Annotated in this window: 9 protein-coding genes; 3 read left to right on the top strand and 6 right to left on the bottom strand. The window is 41.2% G+C overall.

Annotated elements, in window-relative coordinates:
* Positions 1-331: 331 nt before the first annotated feature.
* The 3 genes from pgl (at position 332) to H6F47_RS24775 (ending at position 3,049) form a co-directional block, all read left to right on the top strand.
* On the top strand, positions 332-1,054 hold the full coding sequence (gene pgl, locus H6F47_RS24785) for a 6-phosphogluconolactonase (protein ID WP_190347903.1): 723 nt from the start codon (positions 332-334) through the stop codon (positions 1,052-1,054).
* A gap of 169 nt (positions 1,055-1,223) precedes the next feature.
* Positions 1,224-2,195, top strand: coding sequence for an FHA domain-containing protein (locus H6F47_RS24780; protein WP_190651458.1), 972 nt, complete (start codon positions 1,224-1,226; stop codon positions 2,193-2,195).
* A 113-nt stretch (positions 2,196-2,308) separates the two neighbouring features.
* On the top strand, positions 2,309-3,049 hold the full coding sequence (locus H6F47_RS24775) for a M50 family metallopeptidase (RefSeq protein WP_190651455.1): 741 nt from the start codon (positions 2,309-2,311) through the stop codon (positions 3,047-3,049).
* A 326-nt stretch (positions 3,050-3,375) separates the two neighbouring features.
* On the opposite strand, the gene H6F47_RS24770 is transcribed toward H6F47_RS24775, so the two are convergent.
* From H6F47_RS24770 to H6F47_RS24745, 6 genes are all read right to left on the bottom strand, one after another.
* Complete coding sequence (locus H6F47_RS24770; RefSeq protein ID WP_347239108.1) at positions 3,376-5,388, bottom strand: DUF1998 domain-containing protein; 2,013 nt, start codon at positions 5,386-5,388, stop codon at positions 3,376-3,378.
* A 6-nt stretch (positions 5,389-5,394) separates the two neighbouring features.
* Entirely contained in the window at positions 5,395-5,808 is a 414-nt protein-coding gene (locus H6F47_RS24765) for a four helix bundle protein (RefSeq protein ID WP_187041895.1), read from the bottom strand.
* Between the two features lie 123 nt (positions 5,809-5,931).
* Positions 5,932-9,402, bottom strand: coding sequence for a DISARM system helicase DrmA (drmA, locus tag H6F47_RS24760; protein WP_190651454.1), 3,471 nt, complete (start codon positions 9,400-9,402; stop codon positions 5,932-5,934).
* Positions 9,360-9,563 (bottom strand): hypothetical protein, encoded by a 204-nt coding sequence (locus H6F47_RS24755; protein ID WP_190651452.1) that lies wholly within the window; start codon positions 9,561-9,563, stop codon positions 9,360-9,362. The genes drmA and H6F47_RS24755 overlap by 43 nt, the downstream gene beginning before the upstream one ends.
* Positions 9,560-10,030: a DUF3368 domain-containing protein gene (locus H6F47_RS24750; protein ID WP_187041991.1), complete on the bottom strand. Its 471-nt coding sequence runs from the start codon at positions 10,028-10,030 to the stop codon at positions 9,560-9,562. The genes H6F47_RS24755 and H6F47_RS24750 overlap by 4 nt, the downstream gene beginning before the upstream one ends.
* A complete protein-coding gene (locus tag H6F47_RS24745) occupies positions 10,027-10,293 on the bottom strand; it encodes a UPF0175 family protein (RefSeq protein WP_096572106.1) in 267 nt (88 codons plus the stop codon). Before H6F47_RS24745 ends, H6F47_RS24750 begins: the two co-directional genes overlap by 4 nt.
* Positions 10,294-11,499: the final 1,206 nt, after the last annotated feature.

Raw genomic sequence — 11,499 nt, 5'->3', positions numbered from 1 at the left:
GGGGACTGGGGACTGGTGACTGGGGACTGGTGACTGGGGACTGGTGACTGGGGACTGGGGACTGGGGAAGAAAATTTTAGATTTTAGATTTTAGATTAGATTTTAGATTGGAGATCACAAAAACAATCCAAAATCCAAAATCCAAAATAAAAAACTTCTGCCTCCTGCCTCCTGCCTCCTGCCTCCTGCCTCCCCTGCCTCCCCTGCCTCCCCTGCCTCCTGCCTCCTGCCTCCTAACTCTGATGATGTTAAAAGTTTCAAAAGTTAAACTGGGAAATTGTCAGAAATTAGGTATTCTATTGCTGAAAGTCAGCTATGTGATGATGAACCCATGAACAAGAAGGTTGAAATTTTACCCGATCTCTCAGCTTTGGTAGCACGGGCGAGGGATTTGATTCTGTCCAAATTGGCCACTGCCATTCAAGAACGGGGACAATTTACTATTGCTTTGTCTGGTGGCAGCACACCTAAGCCTTTGTATGAAGCTATAGCCTCTTCAAACTTGCCTTGGGATAAAATTCATGTGTTCTGGGGAGATGAACGTTATGTACCACCAGATCACCCCGATAGCAATGAACTTATGGCGCGTCGTGCATGGTTAGATCGGGTTGCTATCCCAGCCGCTAATATTCACGCCATACCCACTTTATCAGCTAATCCAGCGGTAGATGCAGCTAAGTATGAACAGCATCTGCAAGAATTTTTCCATGCAGCACCGGGAAACTTTCCCCCATTGGATGTAGTTTTACTGGGAATGGGTGATGATGCCCACACTGCATCTTTGTTTCCTCATACAGAAGCTCTTAATGTACGCGATCGCTTGATTACTGTAGGTAACAAAGACGGTAATCCTCGCATCACTTTTACCTACCCATTCATCAACGCTGCACGGAGTGTAATTTTTTTGGCTGCTGGTGCTAATAAAAGACCTGCTTTAGCTCAAGTCTTCGCACCTACCGCTGATGATTTTACTTATCCATCTCGCTTGATTAAACCTCAAGGAGAATTGCTATGGCTGCTAGATGAAGCAGCAGGTTTAGAACTCAAACCCTAAATTAGTGAACAGGAAACAGGGAACAGGGAATAGGGAATAGGGAATAGGGAATAGGGAATAGGAAACATCAATTGCCTTTTGCCTTTTGCCTTTTGCTTTGTGCCACTGATAACTGATAACTACTTGCTAGTAATATATTTTACAACTAACTTGATTAAGGCTTAAATCCATGATCGTCTGCCCAAATTGCAATCATCCCAATCCAGACGGCGCTGTTCAGTGTGAAGCTTGTTATACGCCGTTACCAGCGACTACAAACTGTCCCAGTTGTGGGGCAACTGTACAAGCTGATGCTGCTTTTTGCGGTCAGTGTGGCTATAACCTACACTCCGCTCCTGTTGTAGCAGAACCAACGGTAGTAAGTGCAACCATCGATCCTAATATTCCTGTGGAAGTACCACCTTTGGTTACTCCTGACCCCATGTTAGAACTTTTACAAGCTAATCCTTTAGGACTCGATACTTATACTCATCCTCCTGTTGCTTCTACTCTACCACCAACAGTCGTGGCAGCAGTTCCACAAGCCGCACCGGCACCGGCACCCGCACCAGTTCCACCTCCAGCCGCAGTAGCCCCACCCGTACCCACACCAGCACCCGTACCAGTTCCACCTCCAGCACCAGTTCCAGAAGCGGTAGTTCCACCAGCACCTGTGCCAGCACCTGTGCCAGCACCTGTGCCAGTTCCAGTTCCAGTTCCAGTTCCAGTTCCAGAAGCGGTAGTTCCACCAGCCCCAGTACCCGAACCACAACCAGAAGCACCAGCACCAGCACCAGCACCCGCAGTAGCAGTATCTAAAACTCAATTACAACAAGTGGTGGCGCGGCTATTCCATGTCCAAAGTAACCAAGAAATTGAATTACTGCAAAATGTGTCTGTAATTCATATTGGTAAACCCAATGATCGCATTCCTCCAGATATTGATGTAGCAGGATTTCCTAATTCAGAAATTGTCTCACGGATTCATGCAGATATTCGTGTTGAGGGAGATGCACATTATATAGAAGATGTGGGTAGTTCTAACGGCACTTATATTAATAATTTGCCGTTATTACCAGGAAATAGACACCGCTTACGTCCAGGCGATCGCATCAGTTTGGGTAAGGGAGATTTGGTAACTTTCTTATTTCAACTTTCTTAGAGAATAATTCGTAATTGATAATTCGTAATTCGTAATTAATAATTAGTAATTAGTAATTAGTAATTAGTAATTATAAATTACGAGTTACGGATTATTAGTAGGAATATTACATAATGAGAGAACCAAAAAATTTTTCATCTTTGCTCACTGAAGAAGCACCCCCAGAAGTTGAACGTATGGGGTTAAGTTGGCTTGTAGGAGCAGCGATCGCCACTGCTGTTTTGTGGCAATTCCCAGCAGGTGATTATATTTTATACCCATTTACCATCTTGGCAACTTGGTTTCATGAAATGGGACATGGTTTGATGGCTCTGATCTTGGGGGGAAATTTTCATAAATTACAGATTTTTAATAATGGTTCTGGTGTGGCTACTTATTCTATGCGCTCTACTTTGGCTCCCCTTGCTCCTGCTTTGGTTGCGGCCGCAGGTCCGATGGGTCCACCTATTGCCGGTGCAGCATTAATTCTTGCTTCCCGCAGTTTTAAAGCCGCTTCCCTCAGTTTGAAAATATTAGGGGTGTTTTTACTATTTTCTGCCTTGGTTTGGGTGCGTTCTTTGTTTGGGTTGATAGCAGTACCCTTACTAGGTTTAATTATTTTGGCAGTAGCTTTGCAAACTCCCCGCTGGGTACAGGGTTTTGCTATTCAGTTTTTGGGTGTGCAAGCTTGTGTGAGTACCTACCATCAATTAAATTATCTATTTAGTTATAGTGCAGGATCTTTAGGGCTTTCCGATACAGCACAAATGCAAAGATATTTACTGTTACCTTATTGGTTTTGGGGTGCTTTGATGGCTGTCGCTTCTGTGGTGATTTTAGTGCAAAGTCTGCGAGTTGCCTATCGTTTAAATTAGGTAAATTAGGGTTTGCTAAAAAAGTTACAGCACATTCCATTTACATGAGGTACACGATGAGCAGGCAAGACTTGTACTGAGCGAAGTCGAAGTGCGAAGTCGAACTACGGTTAGTGAGCTTGTACTGAGCGAAGTCGAAGTGCGAAGTCGAAGTGCGAAGTCGAACTATGTCAAAGTATGCCTGCACTACAAGCCATAATTTCTTTTCTGGAGAAGTCTAATGAATAAAGAAGCAATCAAAGATCATGAAGATTTGGGGATTTACAAAATTGCCTTTTTTCTCCTCTTGAGTGAAAACAAAAATGTCTGTATTCCTTCCCTGTTCCTTATTCCCCCAAATTGAGAAAAAACTCACAACCTAAATTTTCTAAAGTTGGTACAATTAAAGCCCGATCTAAAAATTCATTCCGCCATTCACAGGAAGTTTCGGCAATCAGTAAACAGCCATGACAAGCAGCACCATGTAAAAATCTTTCTTCTTGCAGGTTATCTGGTTGATGTTGAGAACATACAGGATCATTAGAACATAATTTACCTGTTTCTAAGGCAATTTTTAAATGGTATTCAATGTTATTACCTACCTCTACTAAACCCCCTAATGTCCCTTCAGAACCAGGCGAACCTGTATATAAAAGGATGCCATATCCTGTGTCTGGATTAGCATAAATTCTTTCTCTGATGGCACTGGCAGCATAACCACATTCTAAGGAAACGGTGGTAATTAATAGATGTGATAAGGAATGCAGCATTATATAGGGTAAGCCAGGAAATTTAACTTGATCTTCGGAGATATTTTTACTGAGACACCATTGTTTTAAACCGCTTACTAATTTTCTCCCTCTGGCTTTTACTACTTCTTTTTCTTGCCATTCTTCAATTACTTGTTTATGGAACCCAATAAATACTCCTTCGCCTTTATTTTCAATGGCTGGTATCCATTTAGTTTCCAAATCTAATGCTGCACGCTGTACATTAATGGTTAAGTTTTTATCTATTTCTCCTTCAATATCTGGTAGAGAAGCTTCAAACCGAGTAAACCCTATTTGGGCAATAACTTCTCTTAACCGATGGACTAATACTACTCTTTCTATATAAGGTAATAATTCACTGGGAAAATGATCTAATTTGCGGTTAGTTGCGTAAAAATCATCATGCTCTTTACCTGTAGTTTCTTCACAATTTAATAAAGCTTCTAATTCTACTTGTTTGATGGTTTTACTTTCACTGCTTTGTTTATTATTACGACGTTGAATTTCTGCCCAAATAGCATCTACATCTAATGTTATTAAGTCAGCATATTTAGGATTTTTTTTCTGAATTAATAAAAATCCTCTGAGATCATTAATCTCTTCTAAATATTGCAAATCTTCATAATGACAGTCTATGGTTTTCTTTAAATGTTCATTGAGATCGGGGATGGAAATGACGCTTAATGTTTGGGCAAAATAGGCATTACTGGCGGATCTAACTAATAGCCGGTTGTATTCTCGCTCCTTAGTTTTAACTATATTGCCTGTTTTATCTATTACACAACTGTAACAATCATTTTGTTTACCTTGATAACCCAACCAAGGGCGATCGCCTTGACATGGTCCTAAAACTCTGGACTTGGGTAGTTTGGCTTGAGACAGGGGACGACGCGCACCTTTACAAACTTCGCACCGGACAAAGATTTCTTCAAAGTCGTTACCAGAACCACCTTCATCTAACCATAGTTGATGTTTACATTTGGTATTAAAATCATTGTGGGCGAAGGCGTACCAGTTAATATCACTGATGTGTCCATTGGCACAACCTTGAACAAAGCGGATAGGAACGGCGTTAACTGATTTACCATCAAATTTTAAGCCTGATTTGACTTCTCGCCAAGTGACTAGGGGACGGGTACGGTAGTCTTTGCCGTGAAAGCGGACTGTTTTTTCTACTTGGGCGACAAACCAGGTGGGGAAAATAAACACACCAACATTAGCATCTGGGGCATAGGAGTCAGGGTTATCCCTGGGAGGACTGTATAAATTAACGGGTTCTTGCAGTTCGAGAATTTCCTGAACTTTGTTTTTTAAGCGGTCTTCGCGGATATATTGTTTTTCACCTTTCCAGAAGGATAAACCGCCGATAATAACGGAGTGTTCTGGTAAGTCAACCATTGAACCTGGTCCGTAGGTGTTAAGAAGTTGACTTTGGCGTATTTCTGCTAGGGGGGTGAGTCTTTTTTTGTGTTTGGGCATGGGTTGGTGACTGGTGACTGGGGACTGGGGACTGGGGACTGGGGACTGGGGACTGGGGACTGGGGACTGGGGACTGGGGACTGGGTAATTCATTTTATTTTTCCCAATCACCAATTACTAATCACCGTTCAACCATTCCATTTTATTACCGTATTCTTCTTGACCTTGTTTACTATTTTTGATGAAACGACAATAACCATTCATATTTTTTTCAATTTTCTCTCTCAGTTCATTAACCCAATTTAATTGTTCCTTTGTACAATAACCAAGACTTTCTGCAATGATAAAAATACTGGCAGTTTCTGTTAATGAACCACGAGCAATATATAAAAAACGTAAGCGGTCAAGATAGTGATAACGTCCATAGCTTTCAGCTATATTTAGAAGAATACTACATGAAGATCGGCGCAATTGATCACTGAGGTTGTAGCGTTCATGGTTTGGTAAACTATCTGCTAAACGATATGCTGCTTTGAGTAACTTCAAACTATCTTGATAAAAATCTAAAGATTCAAAGCTTTTATTGTCCATAAACAATATTTTGCGATTGGTGATCAGGAATAATACTACCCATTACCCATTATTACTTACTCCCCAGTCACCTGTCACCAGTCACCTGTCACCAGTCCCCAGTCCCCAGTCACCAGTCACCAGTCACCAGTCACCAGTCACCTCCACACCTCCTGGATCGCAAATTCTTAATTTAACTACTGGTTCAACGTCTCTTAAACTACGTTGGGCTTTAAATTTCTGTCGTTCTTGGGTTTGTTTCTCGGTTTGGGGATCGTAGGGATCTAAAAGCAAGGGGGAAAGAATTTCTAGTTCTTTCTGATATTGCAAGCGTTGATCTTGAATGACTATTTTTTCCCAGGTATCCAAAAGGTTGCTGACTGCTTTCTCTATATCTTGCACAAAGTTAGCGTCTGCTGTGGGACTATGCATGGCTGCACGTTGGGCGATCGCCTGAACTACTATTTCATCTAGTTCTTTTCTATACTGATTAATATAATTAGCTCCCATTGCTTCTGTCATCTCTGGTTTGCCTAGTCTACTTAATGCCACTGTCACCCCGGCTAAACCCCGATCTAAGGCACGGGGTGAAAATGGTGTGACGCTTGTTGCTTCTACGGCTCGGTAAAATGTCCTATGCCAATGGGCAAAACGTTCATAATGTGAGCGATCGCGTGGGCGGTGGATATTCAGTAATGTTACTACTAATCCTGGTTTTTTGGTATCTCTGCCGACTCGGCTGGTAGCTTGGATATATTCGGCTGCGGTCTTGGGTTGCCCTAATACTACCATTAATCCTAGTCTGGTAATATCCAACCCCACAGATATCATATTTGTGGCTAAAGCGACATCAACTTTTTCCGTTTCTCGAAATGGTAATGCTAACCGGCGTTTGGTTTCTGCTACTTTATTGGTGCTGATGCGGGATGTTAACTCTGTGGGTTCGTCGTCTATTTTGCGGTTAGCAAATAAACCGGCTGTTTCTCCGTAACGTCGCCGTTCTCCGTATTTGATCAGTCGGGAGTTTACCTCATCTTCTACTAAGCGCCGACTTCCCCCCAATTCTCGCAAGGAGTTAAAATAACCCAACAAGGTCATATAAGGATCAGCAGGGTTTTCAGGGTTTTTCTTCCCGCCTAATTCTAACCAGATTTTCTGTGCCGCTCCTAATAATGCTAAATAAGATTGTAATAATACTACTTTTAAACTGCGTCCTTGGGCGGCTACTCCTACATATAAACGCCCTGGGGAGTCTGTCACAGGTACGGTTTTAGCAAAAAATGAATCGTGGCGATCTGGTCCGGGTGGGGGAAATATTTCTACCTGTTGACGGGCAAATAAAGCCTGGATCTGTCTGTCTGCTCGGCGGACTGTGGCGGTTGAGGCGATGATTTTCGGGCGGACATTTACACTATTATAACTTATGGTGCAGAGAGCGTCAATAGCAGTTTCATAAAGTCCTACCATTGTTCCTAAAGGTCCAGAAATTAAATGTAATTCGTCTTGAATTACTAAGTCTGGAGGGGGTAAAAAGGTTTTTAATTTTTTTAAGTTTGTTCCTGTAACTTTTGCAGGTGGATCTGCGTGACTAAAAAAACCAAGTTTTTGATCATAATGAGTAACTTTACCGAATAAGGCCGCAGTTTGTCCCACCCAAGGTAAGTTAGCAAATTTATCCACGGTGGCAATGATAAAACAAGGAAGTTGTCGGTAAATTTGCTCATCTACGGCGATAATCGGCAGAAAATTGTTACCTTTCCAAACACAGGCGGGTTTTCCGTCGGGGTGGGTTTTGCGGTTGGAACAGGAAACTTTTAATTCTGTGGGATAATCTGCGGATGGTAATAATTGAAACGCTCGATTTGATAATTCTGTACCACACCAAGGACATCTTTCTAAAGGTATGGGTTTGGGTTTGGTTTTTTCATCCTGTTGAAAAGCTATTGTGCGTTCACGGGCAGAATTTTCATTTTTGTCGCCTTTTTTACCCATTTTGTTGGGTGTAGCACTGTCTCCTACCCATAAACCAATATTAAACGGATGTTGACCGAGTATGTCTGGGTGTTGTTGTCGTTGTAATTCTAAGGCACAGATGAGAGTTGTAGCTCGTTCTAATTGGTCAAGGGTGAGTAAGCGTAGGGTATAACGCATTAAAACTGTAAGACCGGCGGAGTAAATGCTAGGGTCTTTGAGACGACGTAAAACCAAGGTAAAAGCAGCTAAACCGAGATAAGCTTCGGTTTTTCCGCCACCTGTGGGAAAAAACAGCAAATCTACGGTTTCTCGGTCTGGGTGGGTAGGTTGACTAATACTGACAAGATTCAGGAGGAGGAAAGCTAACTGAAAAGGTCGCCATTTGGGGGTAGGTGCGTCACTAGGGGCTTTATTTGGGTTATCTTGACAAAAACGCTGTCGGCGGGCAGTTGCTAGGGCTTGGTTGGCTATTTGGAAGGCTTGAAATACTAGGGGGTCGTCTAATTCTTGCAGACCTGCGGCAATACGCTGATTAATTATATTAGCTTTGTTTAATAACTCTTGGGCAGTTTTGGCTAGGTGGGGTGGGGTGGGAATAGGTTGTTGAGATATCCAGTTTGCATATTCCGTCACTATCGCCCCAATCATATCACGAACAGTATCAGCGTTAGGGGCTTGGGCTAAAGCTTCCATTCCCAGTTCTAAACCGGCGATATTTGCAGCTTCCACCCTGGGGACTTCTGCGGTGGGTATCCAAGTGGTAGAAATTTCTTGACATTGGTTATTTTCCAGGAGTGCAAGCGCAGAGATATTATGACCAACTGCATATTCACAGTCATCACGGTATTGGAGAGATGCGATCGCCTCATCTTGGTCCAGGGTATTTTCTCCCCGCAAGTCAGGACGAGGAACAAATATTTCTGATATTTCTGATATTTCTGATATTTCTGAAGTGCGAATAGTTAAACCTGCTTGAAAAATAAAACTTTCATCTTGTTTACTGTGGGGTTGATAAACACGATGGTTAACAACAAAAACAGAAACCGACTGTGTACCGATGGGAAGTTGAGGAGAAGTTGCAACGGGACGACGGGAAATATAAAGTTTTAACCCACTATTTAAACCATCTCGATCACTCACATCAAGAGAAATTTGATCATAATTGGCAGGTAGGGAAATTGGTATAGTAATAATATTAGGAAAGCGATGCCATAATATTTCTGTTGGGGGTTTGCTGGGTTGTTCTTCGTTATTATTTTCTGCTGAAGTTTCTATTTCCCGTTCTTGGGGTTGATAGTCTCCCCATTCTACAGTTACTTCTAATTTTTCAGTTGTTGCAGGAACTAAAAAACTCAACCCGATGGAAGAAGGGAAAGGTGCTTTTCTTGCAGCAGCGGTTTCTGGTGTTTTGGCATCTTCGGCGATATCTTTATTAGTAATTACTTCTATTGTATCATCTGCTGTAGGGTCATATTTCATTTCTACCGGCGCACCAAAGGGAACTAAAAACCCGGTAAGATACCATTTAGATGGGGGTTGGTTTAAAATTTCTGTTTGATATTCTAGGTCTTGGGAAGTTGGACCGATTAAATCTAATTTTAGGGCTTTTTGGATATAAGTGCGAACGTCTTGAGATTCCATATTTTTGGGGACTGGGGACTGGGGACTGGGGACTGGTGACTGGTGACTGGGGACTGGGGACTGGGGACTGGGGACTGGGGACTGGGGACTGGGGACTGGGATATAATTATTTTATTCTGTAGGTTGGGTTGACGCAAGGAAACCCAACATTTTAATTTCATGACTGGTTGAACATAGATTGTAGCAGGTGAGAACTAGCACGAAAATTAGTTTTTTGTAATGCGGTAATTGTTGTTTTCAAATCAATTAAATTCTGATTAGCTGCTAAATTTAAAATACCCAATAATCCGGTAATTTTTAAACCTCTAGATTGGGCAATTTGACGAGCGGCTTTTTCATCTATAATAATTAAATTAGCTTGGATTCTTTCGGCTAATAATATTGCTTCTTTTTCTCCCTGATGTAAGTTTACTAACATATTATCATCAGGAATGTTAACAGCAGCGACTTCCAACCATTCAGGAATATTTGTGATCCATTTTTGTACCTTTTCCGGTGTTCCTGTTGCTTGTAGTTCTTGGTAAACAGCTTTGGGAATCATGACTTTACCAAATAATTGTGGTAATAAATCAATTTGTTCAATGATGATTAAATAACAAATTGGTGAAGTATCTGCAACTACAATCATGATGATAAAACCTGATTTAATGTTTCCATATCTGCTGCTAAGTCTGCTTCTGTATAATCTAAATCAACATGAGCATTTTTTAAGAATGTTTCTGTTTCCCATCGGCTAGAAAAATGTAGTAATTCTTGAATTTGTGCAGTTGTGATCATGCCATTTTTATAAGATTCAATAGCTAATACTTCTAATATTTTTTGTGGTAAGTTATGCCAATTTTGTTGTAATTTTTGTCCAATTTCTTCAGGTATTTCAATGGTAATTTGCATATTTTTAACTCTTGTTAGTTAGTGATTGGTGATTGGGGTATTATTATTTTATCCTGTAGGTTGGGTTGACGCAAGGAAACCCAACATTTTTATTTAACGCAGATGAACGCAGATAAACACAGATAATAGATGATCATTTTATCATTTTTTTGTCTGAATCAGGTGGTTATCGAGTTTCGACTACGCTCAACTACCGCGACCTGTACTGAGCCTGTCCTGAGCCTGTCCTGAGCCTGTCCTGAGCCTGTCCTGAGCGCAGTCGAAGGGCGGTGTCGAAGGGCGCAGTCGAAGGGCGATGTCGAAGGGCGCAGTCGAAGTAAGTCGAGATAATGTCCAGGATTTTAGGATTTATGACTAACGTCACGCTTCGCTATCAGGATGGGATTTTTATAATTTTATAAGATTATCGTTTTTTTGTATTCTTGATGATTTTATATTATTTGATAATTTATAAACAACATCCCGTACATCCTATAATCCTGGTTATCCTGATTCAGACAATTATCAATTATCAATTATCCATTATCAATTATCAATCACATCCCGTACATCCTTAAATCCTGGTTATCCTGATTCAGACACAATAAATTTATAATAAAATAATTATATCCCCAGTCCCCAGTCCCCAGTCCCCAGTCCCCAGTTTATTTCTCACCATTTCCTCAACAAAATCCCGATATTAAAAAACTGGGACTTTTAGGAGACTTAGCAAAAACACCAGCAATATTTGAACCCTATCGTAACTCTGTTAATGATGAACAGATAGAAGATTGTATTTTGAAATTGTTGGACTAAAAGTATTCCCTATTCCCTATTCCCTATTCCCTATTCCCTGCCTCAACGAAGGGACTTTTTCAGCAAACCCTAAATATGAAACGGTTAGTTAGGGTTTGCTGAATAAACCTAAAACCTTGATATATCAAAGGTTAGAGGCTGATAAACACAGAAATTAGTGCAAGGGTTTTGAAGGGTATACCGGAAAAAGTGTGCATTTTTTGGGATTTCAAGAGATGGCAAAGAAATTTTCCAATCTCCTCCTGACTCCTGACTCCTGACTCCTGACTCCTATGCCCTCACGGAAAGACTTTCTCAGCAACCCCTAGTTAGGGTTTGCTGAATAAACCTAAAACCTTGATATATCAAAGGTTAGAGGCTGATAAACACAGAAATTAGTGCAAGGGTTTTGAAGGGTATACCGGAAAAAGT

This window comes from Sphaerospermopsis sp. FACHB-1094 (assembly GCF_014696195.1).
Lineage (GTDB): Bacteria > Cyanobacteriota > Cyanobacteriia > Cyanobacteriales > Nostocaceae > Sphaerospermopsis > Sphaerospermopsis kisseleviana.
The sequence above is the reverse complement of the archived record's forward strand: the minus strand, read 5'-3'. Positions and strand labels throughout refer to the sequence as shown.

What these genes read in the sequence shown, in the direction of transcription:
- H6F47_RS24745 (WP_096572106.1), bottom strand. Translation starts at nt 10,293, where the DNA reads ATGCAAATTACCATTGAAATACCTGAAGAAATTGGACAAAAATTACAA.
- H6F47_RS24775 (WP_190651455.1), top strand. Translation starts at nt 2,309, where the DNA reads ATGAGAGAACCAAAAAATTTTTCATCTTTGCTCACTGAAGAAGCACCC.
- H6F47_RS24755 (WP_190651452.1), bottom strand. Translation starts at nt 9,563, where the DNA reads ATGAAATTAAAATGTTGGGTTTCCTTGCGTCAACCCAACCTACAGAAT.
- pgl (WP_190347903.1), top strand. Translation starts at nt 332, where the DNA reads ATGAACAAGAAGGTTGAAATTTTACCCGATCTCTCAGCTTTGGTAGCA.
- drmA (WP_190651454.1), bottom strand. Translation starts at nt 9,402, where the DNA reads ATGGAATCTCAAGACGTTCGCACTTATATCCAAAAAGCCCTAAAATTA.
- H6F47_RS24750 (WP_187041991.1), bottom strand. Translation starts at nt 10,030, where the DNA reads ATGATTGTAGTTGCAGATACTTCACCAATTTGTTATTTAATCATCATT.
- H6F47_RS24765 (WP_187041895.1), bottom strand. Translation starts at nt 5,808, where the DNA reads ATGGACAATAAAAGCTTTGAATCTTTAGATTTTTATCAAGATAGTTTG.
- H6F47_RS24780 (WP_190651458.1), top strand. Translation starts at nt 1,224, where the DNA reads ATGATCGTCTGCCCAAATTGCAATCATCCCAATCCAGACGGCGCTGTT.